Origin of the sequence: Micromonospora sp. WMMD712, from assembly GCF_029581295.1 — a bacterium.
Classification (GTDB): domain Bacteria; phylum Actinomycetota; class Actinomycetes; order Mycobacteriales; family Micromonosporaceae; genus Micromonospora; species Micromonospora carbonacea.
This window is the reverse complement of sequence record NZ_CP120743.1, coordinates 1,930,717-1,949,053: the sequence shown is the minus strand read 5'-3', so window position 1 is coordinate 1,949,053 and position 18,337 is coordinate 1,930,717. Positions and strand designations below refer to the sequence as shown.

Below are 18,337 nucleotides of genomic sequence, written 5' to 3'. Positions count from 1 at the left end.
GGCCACCTGCGTGACCGGGACGGCGTCGGCGAGGTCGGCCGCCCGGGTGGCGCAGCCGTCCCCCGGGTGAAGGCCGGTCAGGTCATGGGTGCGCGGGGCGCGGTGATCCGCGGCGAGCGCGCGGGGCGGCGGGACGGTCACGGCAGGTCGATCGCCGCGTAGGTGAGGTCGAGGTATTCGAGGATGCCCTCGTGCGACCCCTCCTTGCCGATCCCGGACTGCTTCACGCCTCCGAACGGGGCCGACGGGTCCGAGATCAGCCCACGGTTGACGCCGACCATCCCGGTCTCCAGCCCCTCGGCGAACCGGAGCGCCCGTTGCAGGTCACGGGTGAAGACGTAGCCGACCAGGCCGTGCTCGGTGTCGTTGGCCTTCGCCAGCACCTCGTCGTCGGACGTGAACGGGATGATCGGCGCCACCGGGCCGAAGATCTCCGCCCGGAGCAGCCGGGCGTCCTCGGGCACGTCGACGAGGACCGTCGGCGGGTAGAAGTGGCCCGGCCCGTCCGGACGCCCGCCGCCGACCAGGACCCGCGCGCCGCGGTCGACCGCGTCGGCGACGAGTTCGTCGATCTGGGCGACCGACGCCTCGTCGATCAGCGCCCCGACGTCCACGCCGTCGTCGAGACCGTGGCCCACCGACAGCGCGCCCATCCGCTCGGCGAAGCGCGCCGTGAACTCCTCGCGCACCGGCTCCTCGACGTAGATCCGGTTGGCCGCGATGCAGGACTCCCCGATGTTGCGCATCTTGGCCACCATGGCCCCGTCGAGCGCGACGTCCAGGTCGGCGTCGGCACACACGATCAGGGCCGCGTTGCCGCCCAGCTCCATCGAGGTGCGCAGCACGTTGTCCGCGGCCTGCCGCAGCAGCACGCGCCCGACCTCGGTCGACCCGGTGAACGAGAGCTTGCGGGTCCGGCCGTCGGCCAGCAGCGCGGAGACGACCTTGCCGGAACGCCTGGTGGTCACCACGTTGACGACGCCCGGGGGTACGCCGACCTCCTCCATGATGCGGGCCAGCAACAGCATGGTCAGCGGCGTCTGCGCGGCCGGTTTGGTGATCGTCGTGCAGCCGGCGGCCAGCGCGGGAGCGATCTTGCGGGCGCCCATGGCCAACGGAAAGTTCCAGGGCGTCACGAAGACACACGGTCCGACCGGCTTCGGCACGGTGAGGATGCGGTATCCGCCTGCGGGAGCGGTGCCGTAGCGCCCCTCGACGCGTACCGCCTCCTCGGCGAACCACCGGAAGAACTCGGCGCCGTAGGCGACCTCCGCCCGCGCCTCGGCGAGCGGCTTGCCCATCTCCAGCGTGATCAGCCGGGCGATCTCCTCGGCCCGCCCGGTCAGGGCCCGGTACGTCGCGGTCAGCAACTCCGACCGCCTCCGCGGCGGGGTCGCCGCCCACCCCGCCATCGCGCCGCTCGCCGCGTCCAGGGCGGCGAGGCCGTCGACGACGTCGGCGTCGGCCACCTCGGCGATGGTCTTGCCCGTGGCCGGGTCCTCGACGGCGAAGGTGGCTCCGCTGGCGGCGGCGCGCCAGGCGTCGCCGATCCGCAGCCGCCGGTGCTCGGGGGCCAGGACGTTCGTTGGGTCGCTCATCGCGTCGCCTCCTGTGATCTTCTTGGTCATGTCCGGCGCACGTCAGCGCACGTGCCGGCCGCGCAGTCGCCCGCAGTCGTCCGCACCGTCGGCGGTGCGGCTACCGCCCGGCCCCGGACAGCGACAGCCCGGTGCCCGCGTCGAACAGGTGCGCCCGGTCCAGGTCGACCGTGACCTGCACCCGTTCGCCCGGCGTGCCGGTGGCGGTGGGTCGTGCCTTGACCTTGAGGATCTCGGTCCCCACCCGGACGTCGACCACCGTCCGGTCGCCGAGCGGTTCGAGCCCGTAGAGTTCCCCCGCCAACGACGCGTCCCCGCGCTGCTCGACGGAGAGGTCCTCCGCGCGCAGGCCCAGCAGCAGCGCCCGGCCCTCCTCCGCCGTGGCCCAGCGGGGCCGCGGCAGCGTCCAGCCCCCCGCGCCGACCAGGTGGTCCCCCTCGGCGCGGCAGGCGAGCAGGCTGATCGGCGGGCTCCCGACGAACCCCGCGACCCACTGGTTGGCCGGCCGCTCGTACACCTCGGTCGGCGTGCCGACCTGTTGCACCTTCCCCTCCTTGAGGACCGCGACCTGGTCGGCCATGGACAGGGCCTCGACCTGGTCGTTGGTCACGTAGACGAAGGTCGCGCCGAGGCTGCGGTGGATGCGGGTGAGCTCGGTGCGCATCTCGACGCGGAGCTTGAGGTCGAGGTTCGTCAGCGGCTCGTCCATGAGGAACGCGCGCGGGCGACGGACCAGCGCCCGGGCCAGGGCGACCCGCTGCATCTCCCCGCCCGACAACTGCGCGGGACGACGCTGGAGCAGCCGCTCGATGTGCAGCAGGCTCGACATCCGCTCGACGGCCGCGGCGATCTCGCCCGAGGACGCGCCGCGTGCCCGCAACGGCGACGCGATGTTCTCGAAGGCCGTGCGTCGCGGGTAGAGGGCGTAGTTCTGGAAGACCATGGCCAGGTCGCGTGCGGCCGGGGTGTCACCGGTCGCGTCCCGGCCGTCCAGGCGCACCGAGCCGGCGTCGAGCTTCTCCAGGCCGGCGATCGCGCGCAGGGTCGTCGTCTTGCCCGCCCCCGAGGGCCCGAGCACGACGAAGAACGCGCCGTCCGGCACGTCGAGGGTCACCCCGTCCAGGGCCTGGACCTTGCCGAAGGACTTGCACAGCCCCTGCACCGCCACGATTCCCATCAGGCCACCAGTTCTTCCGTGCGTACGTCGTAGACCGCCGGGGTCCCGCCGGTGTGCCGCAGCCCGACCTTCGCGTCGGCGGCGAACCGGACGGTCGGTGGCATCCGCACCCGCACGTCGCGCTCGCCGCCGTGGTCGACCACGTAGATGATCTCGTCGCCCAGCCATTCGGCGGAGACCACGCGGGCCGGGATCGCGCCCTCGGCCCCCGGCGCGGTGACCTCCAGCGCCTCCGGCCGGACGCCGGCGACCAGGCGACGGTCGCGCGGCAGGCCCTGCGGTGGCGTGAGCACCAGCCCGCCCTGGCCGCGCAGCGTCCCGTCGGCCACCTCCACCTCGATCAGGTTGATCGGCGGCGAGCCGATGAACGCGGCGCAGAAGAGGCTCGCCGGCCGGTCGTAGACCTCCAGCGGCGTGCCGACCTGCTCGACGCGGCCCTTGTTGAGGATGGCGATCCGGTGACCGAGCGACATCGCCTCCACCTGGTCGTGGGTGACGTAGACCATGGTCGCCCCCAGCTCGCCCTGCAGGTGCTTGATCTCCGTACGCATGTCGGCCCGCAGCTCCGCGTCCAGGTTGGTGAGGGGTTCGTCCATGAGGAACGCGCGCGGCCGGCGCACCAGGGCGCGGGCGAGCGCGACGCGCTGCTGCTCCCCGCCGGACAGCTGGCGCGGTCGCCGGTCCAGCAGCGGACCGAGCCGCATCAGCCGGGCGGCCTCGGCGACCCGCGCCTGCACCTCCGGCTTGGGCAGTCCCTCGGCCCGCAGCGGGAACGCCAGGTTGTCGCGGGTCCTCAGGTGCGGGTAGAGGGCGTAGAACTGGAACACCATGGCGATGTCGCGCTCGGCGGGCGGCAGGTCGTTGACCAGCGTGTCGCCGATGCGGATGTCGCCCGTCGTCTGCCGCTCCAGGCCGGCGATGGCCCGCAGCGTGGTCGTCTTGCCGCAGCCCGAGGGGCCGAGCATCACGAACAGCTCGCCGTCGCCGATGGACAGGTCCACGTGCTCGACCGCGACGGTCCCGTCCGGGTAGCGCTTGTGCAGGGCGGTCACCTCGATGCGGGCCATCAGCGTCGCACCGCCCCGAGCGTCACACCGGCGACGAGGTGCTTGCGCACCAGGTAGGCGAAGATGAGCACCGGCAGGGCGAACACCACGGAGGCGGCGGCCACCAGGCCCCAGTCCACGGTGGTGCCGCCGATGAGGCCGGCGATCGCGGGCGGGGCCGTCCGGACGTCGTCGCTGGAGGTGAGGAAGATGGCGAACACGAACTCGTTCCACGAGAAGATGAGGGCGAAGACCGCCGTCGCGGCGATGCCGGGCACGAGCAGGGGGAGGGTGAACTTCCAGAACGCCTGCAGGCGGGTGTAGCCGTCGAGCATGGCGGCGTCCTCGTACTCCGCGGGCACCTCGTCGACGAAGCCCTTCATCATCCAGATCGTGAACGGGACGTTGTACGCGGCGTAGATCAGGATCAGGCCGAGCTTGCTGTCGATGAGCCCGACCTGGCGGTACATGAGGAAGATCGGGATCACCACCACCACGGGGGGCATGAAGCGGGTGGACAGGATGAAGAAGAGCTGGTCCTTCTTGGCCTTCATGCCGAAGCGCGAGTAGGCCCAGGCCGCCGGGACCCCCAGCACGGTGGCCAGCACCGTGGAGACTCCGGCGACCACCACCGAGTTGAGGAACGAGACGGACAGGGCCGAGCGGCCGCCGTCGGGGGCGACGAACACGTCCCTGAAGTGGGCCATGGTGACGTCGAAGTCGAAGAACTTCGCCGGGATGGCGTAGACGTCCCGGTTCTCCTTGATGGACGTCTCGATCATCCACAGCACCGGGAAGAGCATCACGACGGCCAGCACGGTCAGCAGCGCGATCTCCAGGACGGAGCGGCCCCGGCCGCCGAAGCGGCGCGCGGGAGGCGGGTCGTCCCGGGCCGGGCCCGTGGACACGGCCTCGTCGACGGAGACGGCCATCAGCCCTCCTTCAGCTTGTTCAGGTAGCGCAGGTAGAGCTGCGTGAGGACGACGACGACGAGGACCATGAGAATCCCGTACGCCGAGGCGGTCCCGGTGTTGAAGCCCAGGAACGCGACCTTGTAGACGTGGAACGACAACGTCTCGGTGGAGACACCCGGGCCGCCGCTGGTCAGGATGTAGACGAGGTCGAACAGCCGGAACGCCTCGATGGCCCGGAACAGCACGGCGATGAGGAGCAGCGGCCACACCAGCGGAAGCGTGATGGTGCGGAACCGGAACCACTCGGAGGCCCGGTCGATCGAGGCCGCCTCGTACAGGTACCTGGGCACCGCGGTGAGGCCCGCGAGCGCGATGAGCATGATGAACGGCGTCCACTGCCAGGTGTCGACCACGATCAGGGAGACCAGTGCCGTCCGCTGCCGGGTGAGCCACTCGACCTGCCCGAGGCCGACCGAGCCGAGCATGCTGTTGATCACGCCGAACTGCGCGTCGAGCATGAATCGCCAGAACAGCCCGACCACGACCGGCGACAGCATCATCGGCACCAGGAACAGGGTGGTCAGCAGTCCCCGCCCGTGCGTACGCCGGGAGATCAGGTAGGCGATGGCGAAGCCGAGCACGGTCTGCAGCGAGACCGCGCCGACCACGTAGACCAACGTGGTCAGGGCCCTCGTGTGGACCTGCGCCGACGTCAGGATGGCGGTGTAGTTGCCGAACCCGACGAAGTTGGCGGGCCCGCCGCGGGTGGCCGAGTAGTCGGTGAACGACAGGTACAACGCCCACAGCAGCGGGAACACCGACATCGCGAGCAACAGCAGCAGCGCGGGGGAGACGAAGGCCACGGCGAGCCCGCGGTCGCCCAGCCGGCGGGACCGGCCCCGGGCAGGCGGTGTCGCGGACGCCACCTGCCCGGGGTCGTCGGTCGTCAGGGGGACGGGCGCACTCACAGTCCGCCGCCGCCCTTGCGGCCGCTCGAGTCGAGCACGCTCTGCTGCTCCCGGGCGATGTCGTCGAGCGCCTCCTTCGGCTTCTTCGCGCCGTTGAGGGCCGCGTTCACGTTGGTGTTCTCGATGTCGACCAGGCGCGCGTACTCGGGCACGTTCCACATGTCCCGCATCCGGGGCACCGAGTCGGCGTACACCTTGTTGAACGGCCCGGCGTTGAGGAACTCGGGCGACTCCAGGGCGTCCGTGCGCGCCGGCACGCCACCGGCCGCGGCCCACTTCTTCTGGATGTCGGGGCGCTCGAACCACTTCATGAAGTTCAGCGCCTCCGCCTGGTTGGCCGCGGGGGAGTAGGCCGACACGTGCATCCCCATGCCGCCGAGGGGGACGAGGTTCGTCTTCTGGCTCGGCAGGGTGGCGAAGCCCAGCTTGTCGAGGATCTGCTCCCGCGTGGCGCCGAGCGTCGACTGCTTCGGATCGAGCAGGCCGCCGCTCGCGGCGATCCAGTTGAACGCGATGCACGCCTTGCCCTGGGCGACGGCCGCGTTGACCTCGTCGATGAACCAGTTGCCGGAGCCCTTGGCGGTCAGCGGCTTCATCTTGTTGACCAGGACGTCCATCGCCTCCTGGCCCGCGGCGTCGTTGAGGACGCCGTCGATCTTGCGCGTCTTCGGGTCCCAGAGGTTGCCGCCGTAGACGCCGTTGACCGTGTTGTAGGTGACGGCCGCGGCGTCGGAGCCGTTGGCCTGGTGGAACGCCAGCCCGCTGACGCCCGGGTTGTCCGCCTGGCACTTGCCGGCGACCGAGATCATCTCGTCCCAGGTCTGCGGCGGCTTGTCGCCGATCAGGTCCTTGCGGTAGATCATCGTCCACGTGTCGCCGAGCAGCGGCAGGCCGTACAGGCTGGCGTTCTCGTCGCGCTTGCCGGTCTCCGCCTGGGGGAACTGGCCGTAGGCCGCCAGCAGGTACGGGTTGTAGGCGTTGACGTCGATGTTGTTCTTGACGAAGTCGGTGAGGTCGAGGATGTTGCCGTTCGTCACGGCCTCGCCGATGTGCTGCGAGTCCAGGATCGCGATGTCGAAGTCGGTCTTGCGCGCGGCGAACTGCGTGAACATCGCGTCGTGCCAGTTCGCGTTCGGCACGGTGTTGACCTTGATGGTCGCGTTCGGCCGTTCCTTCTTGTACTCCGCGTTGGCGAACTCCTCCAGCGCGTGGGCGGGGGGCCAGTCGAACCAGATGAAGCTGAGGGTCAGCGGGTCCTTGGTGAGCTCCGGAATGGTCGCCGGGGCCTTGGGGGCGCTCGCCTGCGCGTCGTCGTCCTGGCTGTCGCCGCAGGCCGCCAGGGTGGTGGCGACCAGCAGCATGGCCGCCGTCGCCAGCCGTGCCTTTCGCCCGGGAACGGACAATCGTCCTGTCAGCTTCGGATGCCGCATCTTCTGGCCTGCTTTCTGGTGGGGGTGTGGAGCCTCGCTAGGTGCTTCGCCGAGCAGGTGCCGGATCGTTCAGGCGGGTTGCCGGGCTGTCGCGGGGCCGACCCGCGGGGGTCGGCGTCGCGGGCGCGCCGGGACGCGCCGGGTCCTCGCGCCGTCGGGCGGCCCGTCGGTCCGTCCGGCCCGGTGCCGGCCGGGGCGGGACGTCGAGCATGCTCATAGGAGCGTCAGGTGATCGAGTGGAGCGGTGGCGGGTGGTGCTGGCGGTGCGGGATGACGGGCGCTCGTCGGATTTCCTATACGATCGAGCGGGGCGTCAGCATGTCGCAGCGTCGTTACCGATGTCAACAGGTTCCCGAAGATGCAGGAAAGGACCTCACGTCACGATGGACGACGAAGCGATGACCGCGCGGGGCCGCAGGGTCGTGACGGGCGGGACGTCGCCGGGTCGAGCCGGCGGCCGACTCGCCGACGAGGTGTACGACACGCTGCTCGGACAGCTGATGTCGCTGCGGATCGAGCCCGGCTCCCGCGTCACGATCGACGTCCTGGCGCGGGAGCTGGGGGTCTCGCAGACGCCGATCCGGGACGCGCTCAACCGCATGGAGGCCGAGGGCCTGGTCGTGCGGGTGCCCCACGCCGGCTACCGCATCCCCCCGCAGATCACCCGGCAACGGTTCGAGGACATGCTCGAGATCCGCCTGCTCCTCGAACCGGCGGCGGCGCGCAGGTCCGCCGAACGCGCGTCCCTGGAGCAGGTGGCCGGCCTGCGCCGGATGCTGGAGGAGATGGCGGAGCTGGAGGGGGGCAGCGGGCCGATGGCCTACGGCGCCTTCGGGCTGCGCGACGCCGCCTTCCACGATCTCGTCGCCCGCAGCGCGGGGAACCAGGTCGTCCGCGAGGCGCTCGCCCGCCTGCACAGCCACGTGCACCTCTTCCGGCTGCTCCACGACACCCAGGTCACCCACCTGGCCATGGCCGAGCACGAGGAGGTCGTGGCCGCGATCGCCGCCCGCGACCCCGACGCCGCCGCCTACGCGATGCGGCGACACATCCTGCGCTCCGGCGAGCGGTTCCGGCGACTGTTCGACGAGGTCGAGGACGCGGCGGCAGTGGCGGTGGAGGCTTGACGGGCGGGCGGGGCGGGGGAATGCTAGCCCCACCGGATCAGATCGGATCTGATCGCGTCCGCCTCACCGCCCACCGCCACCAGATGCGAGGAGAAGCAGGTGCCCAGAGCGCTGCTCCTGACCGGCGACGCCGCCGAGGAACTCGACACCATGTACCCCTACTACCGCGTGCAGGAGGGCGGCTGGGACGTCGACGTCTCGTCGCGGACGAGACGTGACGTGCAACTGGTCATCCACGAGTTCGACCCCAACTCCGACGCCTACGTGGAGAAGAACGGCCGGAAGCTCCCGGTCGACGTGCCCTGGGCCGAGGTCGACGTCGAGCGTTACGACGCCCTGATCATCCCCGGGGGGCGCGCCCCCGAATGGATCCGGGTCGACGCCGACGTCAGGCGCATCACCGAGCACTTCTTCGCGCGCAACCTCCCCATCGCCCTGGTCTGCCACGGCGCGCAGGTGCCAGCGGTGTACGGGCTGCTGAAGGGCCGGAAGACGGCCTGCTTCCCGCCCATCACCGGTGACATGGAGAACGCGGGCGCGACGGTCATCGACGCTCCCGACGTCGTGGACGGCAACCTCGTCTCGTGCCGGGGCTGGCCCGACATGCCGCAGTTCGGCAGGGCGATGATGGAGGTCTTCTCGAAGTCCGTCGACCCCGCGTCGGCATGAGCGCACCCGGCCGGTCCCGGTGACGGCACTGCGCACCGTCACCGTCGACGGCTGTCCCGTCCACGTCTTCGACAGCGGCGCGGGGCCCACGGTGCTGATGCTGCACGGCTCCGGACCCGGCACGACCGGGTCCGGAGCCTGGGCGACGACGGCGCAGGCGCTGGGCACGTCCTGGCGCGTGCTGGCTCCCGACCAGGCGGGGTTCGGCCGCACACCCGTCCCGGAGGGGGCCCGGGGCGGGCTCAAGCTGTGGACGGAGCAGGCCGCCGGCCTGATGGACGCCCTCGGGGTCGAGCGCTACGCCGTGGTGGGTCACTCCATGGGCGGGGCGGTGGCGCTGGCGTTGGCGGCCGCGCGCCCTGAGCAGGTCACCCGTGTCGTGGCGGTCTCGACGATGGGTGCCCCCGGGGCCCCGCTGTCCGCCGATCTCGACGCGATCTGGGCCGCCCCCGCCGGCCCGCTCGGGGCCCGCGACATGCTGCGTCGCCTCGTCCACGACCAGGCGCTCGTGACCGACCCGGCCGTCGAAGCCCGGGCCGCCGCGATGCGGGCGGGGGCGGCCGCGTACGCGTCGTTGTTCCCGCCGCCCCGGGCACGCTGGGCCGACGACCTCGCCCTCCCGGCGCGGACGCTGGCGGCGGTCCGCGCCCCGGTGCTGCTCGTGCACGGCGCCGAGGACCGGGTCACCCCGCTCGCGGCGTCGACCCTGCCCCTGCTCGGGCACCTGGCCGACGTCCGGCTGCACGTGCTCGGCCGGTGCGGGCACGTGCCGGCGATCGAACACCCGCACGAGTTCCGGCACCTGCTGTCGTGCTTCCTCGGGCCGGGGCGCTAGGGGCCGGTGTGGATCAGCGCCGCCCACAGTTCCGGGCGATCCGGGTGCGCGCGTCGTACCCGGTCGACGGCCCGGTCCAACGCGACGGCCGCCGTGTCCGCGTCGAGGCGCTCCCCGGCCCTCAGGCCGGCGTAGACGTCGTCGGCGACCTGCGCGGCCACCCGGTCGGAGACCGCCCACTGGCTGCCGATGACGTGCCGGAAGCCGGCCATCTGCAACGCCGCGGTGAGATGGATGGCCTCGTCGGGCAGGTCACGGCCGCCCGCCGCGGTGCGGCACGCCGAGAGGTAGGCGAGGTCGGCGCCGCCGGCCGACCGGCTGCGGGCGGCGAGACGGCCGGCCAGGTCCAGGACGCTGAGCCTGCCGTCGACCAGGCGGAGGGCGGCCGCGCTGGGCCGCTCGAAGTCCTGGTCGCCGTGACAGGCGAAGTGCGCCCACCCGTGCTGTCCGAGCGCGGTCAGCACCCCCTCGACGGTGGCGCTGCGGCCGGTCAGCACCCGTAGGCCGGGCACGTGCGAGCTGACCGCGCGCAGCTCGTCGCTGACCGCCGGCAGCGGCGCCTGGCCGGGCAGCACGCCGAGTCCCACCGCGAACGCCCGCGGTGGCCCGGGCGACGTCGGGGCGGCGCGGGCGCGCAGCAGCGCCGTCAGGCTCGGGGTGTAGGACGACACGCACCGGGCGGCGACCGAGATCCGGCGTTTCGCGGCGAGCGGCGCACTCGCCCCGAACCGGCCGGCAGCGTGCAGCGGCAGCATCGTCAGCGGCCCGGCCGGGCACCACCACACCCGGTGCCGCCGATCCGGCGCGCTGCCGAGGACGTCGTCGAGGGCCGCGCAGACGGGCTCCCCGACGGTGTCCCAGAGCCACCGTTGCAGCGTCACCAGCGTCTGGCGCAGCGCGACCCGCTCGGCCGGCCCGCCGCCCTCCTCCGCCGCCCGCTGGGCCTTGAGGAACGCCACGGCGCGCTGCTGCGCCGTGTCGTGGGACAGCCACGGCAGCGGCACCGCGCGTACCCCGTCGGCGGTGACGATGACCGCGTCGCTGCGCCACCGCGAGGTGTTGACCAGCACCGCCGCGCCGTCGGCGGTCGCCGGTTGCAGGTCGGCGAACGACGGCTGACGGAGGAAGCCCGCGAAGCCCGGCCGGCGGCGGGCCTCGGCCACGAGCTGCTCCCAGCGCTCCGCCAGCCGGCGGCGGTGGCCGGCGTCCTCGGTCTCTGCGCGGTGCGGTCCGCCCAGCGCGCTGGTCAGCAGGTCGCGGCCCAGCTCCCAACCCGGGTGGGCCGGCAGCTCGACGAGCTGGGCGGCCTCGGCGCCGTCCAGCTCCCGGCGCGTCCGGTCGAGCTCGTCGGCGAGCACGGGCGCGACCGCGGCCAGCTCGGACAGGTCGCTGCGGGTCTGCAGGGCCTGCGACCACAGCACCTGGCGACCCTGCTCCAACAGCTCCACCGCGCGCTCCGGCTGCCCGGCAGCGACGGCCCAGGCGGCCGCGTCGCCGGCCAGGCCGGTCACCGTGGTCAGCCGCTTCTCCTGCACGGCGCGGTCCAGGCCACGCCACGCCAGCAGCGGCAGCAGTTCCACGGCGGCGACGTACGCCTCCAGGGCCAGCTCCGCGTCGCCGGCCTCGGCGGCGGTCCGCGCCCAGGTGCGGGCCGCGGTCATCCTGATCTCGACCGCGCCCGCCCGGGAGGCCGCCGCCGACCGCCACATGCCGACCGCGGCGTCGAGGTCGGCGGGGTCGTGCGCGATCAGGTAGCGGGTCCGCAACGCCATGCCGAGCACGTTGAGGGCGCGCGCCCGGTCCGGGTGGCCGGGAGAGAACCCGGCCAGGGCGGCCATGCCGGTCTCCACGGCGTCACTGACCCCGGCCGGGTCGCTGCTCATCCGGGCGCGGACGAGCAGCGAGTGGGCCAGGTTGACCAGGTGGCCCGCCCGCTGCGTGTCGGCCGTCGGCGAGTCGACGGCCTCCCGGGTGCTGCGGATCGCCTCGTCCAGGTGCCGCGACGAGTTGCTGCTGAGGCCGTGCATGACCAGCAGGGCGCCGTGGGTGGCCAGCAGTTGCGCGCGGACCGCGCCGACGGCCGGCAGGTCCTCGACCACCCGCCGGCTGACCCGGACCGCCTCGTGCAGGTCGGCGTCGTCGCCGTCGGCGCTCACCCAGCGCTGCACCAGCGCGATCACCAGCACGCCGTTGAGGGCGGCCCGGTCGACGTGCCGCTCGGGCATGGCGGCCAGGCCGTCCCGGCAGTGCGCGATCGCCTCGTCGAGGTCGCGGCGGCCGCCGGTCCGGGCGAAGCGCATGACCAGGCAGAGCGCCAGCAGCTGCCGGGCGGTGAGCGCGTGGTCCGGGTCGGTGGAGCGGTGGACCTCCCGGCTGAGGCGGACCGCGGTGTCGATGTCGGCCAGCCGGCCGAACCGCTCGAAACTGAGCCGGTACACGTTCACACAGCGGATCAGCACGTCCGTGCGGATGGGGTCGCTCTCGCCGACGGCGGCCACCGCGACGTCCGCGTGCCGTCTCGCCACCGACAGGTCCGACACCTCGCGCCGGTGCTCGAAGCGGAAGCCGACGACCGAGGCGAGCTGGGCGTTGACGTACGGCCACCACGGGTCGTCGGGCGAGGTCAGCGCCGTTGCCCTCGTGGCGACGGCCACGGCGGCGTCGAGGCGCGCCGGGTCCGAGGCCCGGCCGCGCAGCATCAGCACGGTGGAGAGCGCGGCGAGCACGTCCACCCGGGACGGATCCTCCGCGAGGAGGCCCCGCGCCAGACCCTCGGCCCGGACCAGCAGCGACTCGTCACCGCTGTCGTTGTAGGCGACGACGAGCGGATCCACCGCATCGGCGGATCCCGCTGCGGATGGCACCGACTCAGTAGATTCGACAGGAGCCGGGGCGTCAACCGACGGGAGTGTCGTGGATGGAGCAACGCCGTCTGCTGGCCCAGCTGTGCGCCGCCGTGCCGACCCTGCGCGAGCACGCGGAGGCGGGGCTGTGGACCGACCTGCTCGACGAGGCGCTCGACGACCTGGCCGCCGGCAGACCGGTGGCCGAGGTCTGCCGGCAGCTCGGCTGGGCGGTCGAGACCGAGACCGGGACGGAGACCGAACGCGGCGTCGGCGAGTCGGTTCCCGACCACGCCGGGGGCGCGCGGCTGGAAGGGCTCGCGCCGGTGGTGCTGGACGGCGGCTACCGCTGCCCGCGTGACCGGTGCACGCGCCGGGCGCACCGCGACGACCAGGGCCGGGTGCCGCACTGCGCGCTGGCCGGGACGCCGATGACGTACCGGTCCGAGCCATGATCGAAGTGCTGCTGGGCGAGGTCGGGCGGCGCATCGAACACCGCTGGCTGACCCGGGCGTTCGGCCCCGCCCTGCTGTGGTGCGCGGTGGCCGCCTTCGCCGTGCTGCCGGGTCGCGGCTCCGTCCTCGACGTACCCGGCGCGGCGCGCGCCGCCGCCGACGCGCTCGATCATCTGAAGGGCCGGGTCAGCCTGGCCGTCGTGGTCGGGGCGCTCGTCGTCGCGGTCGCGGCGGCGGCCGCGGTCGGCGCGCAGGCGGCCGGCGGCGTCGTCCGCCGCGTCTGGCTGGGCGTCTGGGCCGGCCCGGCGAGCCGGATCGCGGCCGCGGTGACCGCCCGCCGGCGGGCCGCTGCCCTGCGGCGGCTCGCCGCGCAGCGCCGGGTGGTGCCGGCGGTGTACCTGCCCGCGCGTCCGACGTGGATCGGCGACCGGTTCCGGCTTCTCGACGACCGGGTGGCCGCGCAGTACGGGCTCCGCCTGGGCCTGATCTGGCCGCGGCTGTGGCTGCTGCTCGACCCCGACGGGCGGACCGACGTGCTACAGGCGCGCGAGCGGTTCGACCGGGCCGTCGGCTCGGCCGGTTGGGCGGTGCTCTACCTCACGCTGACGCCCTGGTGGTGGCCGGCGGCCCTGCTCGGCGCGGCCTACGGTGTGGTCTCCTGGCGGCGGGCCCGGTCTGCGGCGGCCCTGCTCGCCGACATCGTGGAGGCGACCGTCGACCTGCGGCACCGCGGCCTGGTCGCCGAGTTGGGCTTCCCGGTGGAGGAGGGCCGTCCGCTCGCGCCGTCCACCGCCGACGCCGTCAACGACCTGCTGCACAAGGGCGCCAGCGGTCACGGGCAGGAGGCCCACACCGGTGCGGTGAGCGAGCTGACGCGGTATCCGTCGCCGTCCCTGGCGAGCGACAGCCGGGAGCGCCGGCAGCCGGCTGACGAGCCGACGCCGAGCGGCTCGAACACCACGTTGACCTGAGGGTCGCCGCTGGCCGCCGTGCGCAGCCCGATGATCGTCGCGCCGTCGAACGGTGCCCGCTTCGTCAACGCGGCGACGCGGGCGGCCTGGGTCCTGCTCGGGTCGTCCAGGGGTGGCGTCCCGTTGTTGACCGAGCAGAGGAAGCTGCGGACGGCGAGGACGGCGGCCTTCGTCCGGGCGGACGTCCGGCTCAGGCCGGCTCCCACCCTGACGTCGGCGAGGAGACAGACCCTGAGCGGGGGAAGCCGGCCGCCGAGGTCGGGATAGGCCGGCAGGGTCAGGTCGGGATATCCGGGCAGCCCCGCGGAGCTGCCGGTGGGCAGGACCAGACCGGGAATCCTCGTCGGCGACCCGGGGTAGGCGAACGGTGGGGCGGTGTTCCGCCACAGTCCGGTCGGCAGGTTCTGCCGGGTCGTGGGCGACGGGTCGCCGTTGGCGGTGAGCAGGCCGACCAGCGCCGCGATGGCGGCGAACGCCGCGACGACGAGCGGACCCCAGCCCCGGGCGGCCGGCCGGGGGCTCGCCGCCCCGGGCCCCGGGACGACCCGGCGCACGGGGCTCCCCCGGGGCGCGTTGCGGCGCGTCGGGCCCCGGCGCGGCGGGGGAGCGGCCGGTTCCGCCGGCGGTGGCGTCGGCGGCGTGCGTCGGATGCTCCGGTCCAGGGCGCCCAACCACTGCTCCGGCGTCGGCCGGCGGTCGGGGGCGGGGTCGAGACTCCTGCCGGCGAGGGCGACCAGCGGCCGGTCGAGCCGCCGCCGGGCCGCGTCCGGGTCACGTGTCTGCTGGTCACCGGCGAACAGGCGGACCGCGAGAAGCCCGAACTTGAACGCGTCGGTGGCCGGCGTGGCCAGCTCCTCGGCGTCCGCGTCCGGCACGTGCCACTCCGGGGTCTCGGCCTGCGCCAGCACCGAGTCGCCCGCCAGCCGCATCGCGTCGCAGTCGATGAAGTAGCACCGGGGCCGGGCGTCGAGGCTGAAGAGCAGGTTGTTCGGCGACAGGTCGCCGACGCAGACGCCGAGCCGGTGCAGCAGGGTCAGCGCCTCGCCGGTGTCCCGCAGCAGCTCGAGGCGCATCCGGTCGTCGACGTGCAGCCCGCGGTCGAACAGGTAGTCGTCGCTGTTGAGCAGATATTGCACCTGCGCCAGGACGGTGTCCGGCCCGCGCGGCAGCCGGAGCCGGACCCGGAACCGGTCGGGCACCCGGGGCATCAGGAACCCCCGGACCGTGCCCTCCTTGCGGACGACCGCGGTGGGCCAGGCGGCGAGACCGAGCAGCGCGTCCGCGTCCGGTCCGGCCTCGGCGGCGAGCCGGACGAAGCGGTTCAACGTGGCGACGTCGACGTCGTCGACGAGCCGGCTCGCGTACTCCTTGTAGACCCACCGCGGATCGTCGGCGAGGGTGTAGACCGTGCCCTGGCCGCCGGCGCCGATCCGGGTGCGCGGGCCGAGGGCGGACAGGCTCACCTCGGGCGGCAGCGGGCTGGTCATGGCCGACCGGGCGACACCGGCCAGACGGCCAGCACGGTGCGATCGTCGTCCGACGACCCCCCGGCGAAGTCGAGCATCCAGGCGAGCCGGGTCATCGGAGGTGGCGTGACCAGCCCGTCGCCGAACAGCCGCCCGAGGTCCCCGGCGCCGTCGCCGAGCGGCTCGGCGAAGCCGTCGGTGGCCAGCACCAGCACGTCGCCCTCGGCGATCGTCACCTGCACCGGGTGGACCTCGGCGGGCACCCGGGGCAGCGCGGCGACGCCGTCGGGGAGCAGCTCGTCCTGCGGGTCGGACAGCGCGGCGAACAGCGGCTCCCACGTGCCGTCGCGCAACCGCCAGGCGGCCGAGTCGCCGACCCGGACCAGCTGGGCGACGGCCCGACCGGCGTCGTCCGGCCGGACGAGGGCGACGACCACGGTGCTCGCCAGCAGCGCCTCGGCCCGCTGCGGATCGGGTTCGCCCAGCTGCCGGCCGGCATAATCCACGAGCGCCCATCCCGCGCAGCGCAGCAGGTCGTGCCAGTCGACGGCGGCGTCGGCGCGCAGCAGATAGTCGACGACCGTCCGGCACACCATGGTGGCGCCCAGGTGGGACAGCGGGGCGTTGGAGACCCCGTCGGCCACCACCGCGATCACCGAGCCGGCCGCCGTGGCCAGCGCGAAGTCGTCCTGCCGGGGCACGCCGGACGCCCGGTGGCCGGGCCCGCGCACCGACGCCGCGCGCACCTCGAAACCGGCCGTCGCCCAGCCGTCGATCACCGTGTCCGACCGGTACGGCTGCGTCTGCGGGGCGCGGGCCGGCGAATCCGGGCCCGGTGACCCGATCTGCGGAGGCGCCCAGTCGAAGGTCACACCACGTCCACGGCCATCCGGAAGCTGTCCGGCCGCTCCACGACCAGCTCCGCCGTGTCACCGCCGACGGCCTGCCCCGACCGGATGACGCTGCGGGTCAGGGCGGTGCAGAACTCGGCGATCGCGAAGCCCACCTCCACGCCCGGCGTGGCCACGAACGCGAACTCCGGCCGGGTCGCCACGCGCAGGATCGTCTCGGCGCGCGCCTCGCCGATGCCACACGCGATGATGTTCGGCGAGGTCGGGTTGCGTTCCCGGTCGACCAACTCGGCATAGACCGGCTCCCACTCGCCCGGATCGGTCGGTTGCCCGTCGCTGAGGAAGAACACCGCCGGCCGGTGCACCGCGAAGCCCTCCCGCTTGAGGGCCCGCACATCGGCCGGGATCCGATCGATCAGCAGGCCGAACGCGACGCCGTAGGCGGTCCCGGCCCGCACCGACAGCTGCGGCAGCGCCGTCTCGTTGCGCAGGTCGGACAGCGCCGAATGGACGATCACGTCCTCGGAGAAGCCGACGATCGAGAAGCGGACCTTGGCCGCCGCGAGGGGCTCGCGCAGCAGGGCGTCGTGGAGCGACTGGAGCCCCGCGTTCAACTCGTCCACGACCGGAGTCATGGAGGCGGACTCGTCCGCCACCAGATAGACCGGCAGCACCCGCCCGGCGGTCTCCGCCATGCACACCCCCGCAACCATCGCAAGTGGACGGCCTCAACGTAACACCGGCTGTCTATGCGGGGGTGGCGTCGGGTGGGGCACGGGCCGCCGGCTCAGGAGGCGGCAGGCCCGGTCACGATCCCTGCGGGGGGTCGGCCGGCTGCTGCCCCGGCCAGAACGGTCACTCCTCGAACGACCGGGACCGACCGTCGTCGGCGAATCGCATGACCCACAGGTAGCGGTACTCCTGCTCGGGCGGCAGAGGGCGCGGGTGTCAGCCGCAGCCGCAGCCGCCGGTGGCGGGTGACGTGGCCGGCGCGGTGGTCGGGGCGCAGCAGGTGTCGCCGCGCCAGGCGTCCCTGCCTTCCTTGACCGCCACGGCGGCAATGACGAGGGCGGCGACGGGGTCGGCCCACCACCAGCCGAACAGCGAGTTCACCGCGAGCCCGGCCAGCAGGACGGCGGACAGGTAGGTGCACAGCAGGGTCTGTCTGGAGTCGGCGACGGCGGAGGCGGAGCCGAGTTCGCGGCCGGCGCGTCGTTGGGCGGCGGAGAGCAGCGGCATGACCGCGAGGGAGACCGCGGCGAGGGCGAGGCCGACGGTGGAGTGCCCGGCTTGGTCGCCGTCGATCAGGGCGTGGACGGATTCGACGGTGACGTAGGCGGCGAGGGCGTAGAACGAGACCGCGATGACGCGCAGGGCGGCGCGTTCGCGGCGTTCGGGGTCGACGCCGGAGAACTGCCAGGCCACGGCGGCGGCCGAGGACACCTCGATGACGGAGTCGAGGCCGAAGCCGATCAGGGCGGTGGAGGACGCGCGGGTGCCGGCGGTGATCGCGATGATCGCCTCGACCACGTTGTAGGTGATGGTCGCGGCGACGAAGAGCCGGATCCGGCGGGTGAGGACTGCCCGCCGGGCGGTCGACGGGGGTGTGCTGGGCAGGGCGGTGGCGGCCATCAGCAGCACCCGTCCCGGTCCGCGGCGGGGCAGACGGCGGGGTCCACGGCGACGACGAGGCCGAGCAGGTCGCTCAGGGCGTGGGCGAGCCGGGGGTCGGCGAGCTCGTAGCGGTTGCGGCGGCCCTCGGGCACGGCGACGACGAGGCCGCAGCCGCGCAGGCAGGCCAGGTGGTTCGACAGGTTCTGCCGGCTGGTGCCGAGGGCGTCGGCGAGTTCGGCCGGGTAGCCGGGGCCTTCGCGCAGGGCGAGCAGGAGCCGGGCGCGGACCGGGTCGGACAGGGCGTGGCCGAAGCGGGCGAGGGCCTGCCCCTGAGTCGACGTCTGCACCCAGCAACGATACATCGTACGGTGAA

The 18,337-nt window shown here is 73.6% G+C and carries 16 protein-coding genes; 4 read left to right on the top strand and 12 right to left on the bottom strand.

Annotated features, from left to right (window positions below; all coding sequences use genetic code 11):
• Positions 1-137 precede the first annotated feature (137 nt).
• The 6 genes from O7633_RS08080 to O7633_RS08055 all read right to left on the bottom strand — a co-directional run bounded on the left by O7633_RS08080 (position 138) and on the right by O7633_RS08055 (position 7,133).
• The gene (locus O7633_RS08080) at positions 138-1,598 is read right to left on the bottom strand and encodes an NAD-dependent succinate-semialdehyde dehydrogenase (RefSeq protein ID WP_282327121.1); all 1,461 of its coding nucleotides are present in this window, start codon (positions 1,596-1,598) and stop codon (positions 138-140) included.
• A 100-nt stretch (positions 1,599-1,698) separates the two neighbouring features.
• Positions 1,699-2,775 carry an ABC transporter ATP-binding protein gene (locus tag O7633_RS08075; RefSeq protein ID WP_282327119.1) on the bottom strand — a complete coding sequence of 359 codons (1,077 nt, stop codon included), beginning with the start codon at positions 2,773-2,775 and terminating at the stop codon, positions 1,699-1,701.
• Positions 2,775-3,842 carry an ATP-binding cassette domain-containing protein gene (locus tag O7633_RS08070; protein ID WP_282327117.1) on the bottom strand — a complete coding sequence of 356 codons (1,068 nt, stop codon included), beginning with the start codon at positions 3,840-3,842 and terminating at the stop codon, positions 2,775-2,777. The genes O7633_RS08075 and O7633_RS08070 overlap by 1 nt, the downstream gene beginning before the upstream one ends.
• Positions 3,842-4,753, bottom strand: coding sequence for a carbohydrate ABC transporter permease (locus tag O7633_RS08065; protein ID WP_282327114.1), 912 nt, complete (start codon positions 4,751-4,753; stop codon positions 3,842-3,844). Before O7633_RS08065 ends, O7633_RS08070 begins: the two co-directional genes overlap by 1 nt.
• Positions 4,753-5,661, bottom strand: coding sequence for a sugar ABC transporter permease (locus O7633_RS08060; RefSeq protein ID WP_282327112.1), 909 nt, complete (start codon positions 5,659-5,661; stop codon positions 4,753-4,755). The genes O7633_RS08065 and O7633_RS08060 overlap by 1 nt, the downstream gene beginning before the upstream one ends.
• Before the next feature lie 38 nt (positions 5,662-5,699).
• Complete coding sequence (locus O7633_RS08055) at positions 5,700-7,133, bottom strand: extracellular solute-binding protein (RefSeq protein ID WP_278127729.1); 1,434 nt, start codon at positions 7,131-7,133, stop codon at positions 5,700-5,702.
• A 383-nt stretch (positions 7,134-7,516) separates the two neighbouring features.
• Here O7633_RS08055 and O7633_RS08050 point away from each other — a divergent pair, with 383 nt between their 5' ends.
• The 3 genes from O7633_RS08050 to O7633_RS08040 all read left to right on the top strand — a co-directional run bounded on the left by O7633_RS08050 (position 7,517) and on the right by O7633_RS08040 (position 9,764).
• Complete coding sequence (locus O7633_RS08050) at positions 7,517-8,260, top strand: GntR family transcriptional regulator (protein ID WP_282327110.1); 744 nt, start codon at positions 7,517-7,519, stop codon at positions 8,258-8,260.
• Between the two features lie 99 nt (positions 8,261-8,359).
• Entirely contained in the window at positions 8,360-8,929 is a 570-nt protein-coding gene (locus tag O7633_RS08045) for a DJ-1/PfpI family protein (RefSeq protein WP_074474091.1), read from the top strand.
• A 19-nt stretch (positions 8,930-8,948) separates the two neighbouring features.
• Positions 8,949-9,764 (top strand): alpha/beta fold hydrolase, encoded by an 816-nt coding sequence (locus tag O7633_RS08040; RefSeq protein ID WP_282327108.1) that lies wholly within the window; start codon positions 8,949-8,951, stop codon positions 9,762-9,764.
• Here the strand turns inward: O7633_RS08040 and O7633_RS08035 are convergent.
• Positions 9,761-12,598, bottom strand: a complete 2,838-nt coding sequence (locus O7633_RS08035) for a CHAT domain-containing protein (RefSeq protein WP_282327107.1) — start codon at positions 12,596-12,598, stop codon at positions 9,761-9,763. The two genes, O7633_RS08040 and O7633_RS08035, sit on opposite strands and share 4 nt — an antisense overlap.
• A gap of 83 nt (positions 12,599-12,681) precedes the next feature.
• On the opposite strand from O7633_RS08035, the gene O7633_RS08030 reads away from it, so the two are divergent.
• Positions 12,682-13,062 (top strand): hypothetical protein, encoded by a 381-nt coding sequence (locus O7633_RS08030; RefSeq protein WP_282327106.1) that lies wholly within the window; start codon positions 12,682-12,684, stop codon positions 13,060-13,062.
• A gap of 832 nt (positions 13,063-13,894) precedes the next feature.
• On the opposite strand, the gene O7633_RS08025 is transcribed toward O7633_RS08030, so the two are convergent.
• From O7633_RS08025 to O7633_RS08005, 5 genes are all read right to left on the bottom strand, one after another.
• Complete coding sequence (locus tag O7633_RS08025; RefSeq protein ID WP_282327105.1) at positions 13,895-15,520, bottom strand: hypothetical protein; 1,626 nt, start codon at positions 15,518-15,520, stop codon at positions 13,895-13,897.
• The gene (locus tag O7633_RS08020; protein WP_282327103.1) at positions 15,517-16,371 is read right to left on the bottom strand and encodes a protein phosphatase 2C domain-containing protein; all 855 of its coding nucleotides are present in this window, start codon (positions 16,369-16,371) and stop codon (positions 15,517-15,519) included. Before O7633_RS08020 ends, O7633_RS08025 begins: the two co-directional genes overlap by 4 nt.
• Positions 16,368-17,045 (bottom strand): hypothetical protein, encoded by a 678-nt coding sequence (locus tag O7633_RS08015; RefSeq protein WP_282327101.1) that lies wholly within the window; start codon positions 17,043-17,045, stop codon positions 16,368-16,370. The genes O7633_RS08020 and O7633_RS08015 overlap by 4 nt, the downstream gene beginning before the upstream one ends.
• 253 nt (positions 17,046-17,298) lie before the next feature.
• On the bottom strand, positions 17,299-17,982 hold the full coding sequence (locus O7633_RS08010; protein WP_282327099.1) for a cation transporter: 684 nt from the start codon (positions 17,980-17,982) through the stop codon (positions 17,299-17,301).
• A complete protein-coding gene (locus O7633_RS08005; protein ID WP_282327098.1) occupies positions 17,982-18,326 on the bottom strand; it encodes a metalloregulator ArsR/SmtB family transcription factor in 345 nt (114 codons plus the stop codon). The genes O7633_RS08010 and O7633_RS08005 overlap by 1 nt, the downstream gene beginning before the upstream one ends.
• Between the last annotated feature and the right edge of the window lie 11 nt (positions 18,327-18,337).

What these genes read in the sequence shown, in the direction of transcription:
- O7633_RS08080 (WP_282327121.1), bottom strand. Translation starts at nt 1,598, where the DNA reads ATGAGCGACCCAACGAACGTCCTGGCCCCCGAGCACCGGCGGCTGCGG.
- O7633_RS08075 (WP_282327119.1), bottom strand. Translation starts at nt 2,775, where the DNA reads ATGGGAATCGTGGCGGTGCAGGGGCTGTGCAAGTCCTTCGGCAAGGTC.
- O7633_RS08070 (WP_282327117.1), bottom strand. Translation starts at nt 3,842, where the DNA reads ATGGCCCGCATCGAGGTGACCGCCCTGCACAAGCGCTACCCGGACGGG.
- O7633_RS08065 (WP_282327114.1), bottom strand. Translation starts at nt 4,753, where the DNA reads ATGGCCGTCTCCGTCGACGAGGCCGTGTCCACGGGCCCGGCCCGGGAC.
- O7633_RS08055 (WP_278127729.1), bottom strand. Translation starts at nt 7,133, where the DNA reads ATGCGGCATCCGAAGCTGACAGGACGATTGTCCGTTCCCGGGCGAAAG.
- O7633_RS08050 (WP_282327110.1), top strand. Translation starts at nt 7,517, where the DNA reads ATGGACGACGAAGCGATGACCGCGCGGGGCCGCAGGGTCGTGACGGGC.
- O7633_RS08030 (WP_282327106.1), top strand. Translation starts at nt 12,682, where the DNA reads ATGGAGCAACGCCGTCTGCTGGCCCAGCTGTGCGCCGCCGTGCCGACC.
- O7633_RS08025 (WP_282327105.1), bottom strand. Translation starts at nt 15,520, where the DNA reads ATGACCAGCCCGCTGCCGCCCGAGGTGAGCCTGTCCGCCCTCGGCCCG.
- O7633_RS08015 (WP_282327101.1), bottom strand. Translation starts at nt 17,045, where the DNA reads ATGGCGGAGACCGCCGGGCGGGTGCTGCCGGTCTATCTGGTGGCGGAC.
- O7633_RS08010 (WP_282327099.1), bottom strand. Translation starts at nt 17,982, where the DNA reads ATGGCCGCCACCGCCCTGCCCAGCACACCCCCGTCGACCGCCCGGCGG.
- O7633_RS08005 (WP_282327098.1), bottom strand. Translation starts at nt 18,326, where the DNA reads ATGTATCGTTGCTGGGTGCAGACGTCGACTCAGGGGCAGGCCCTCGCC.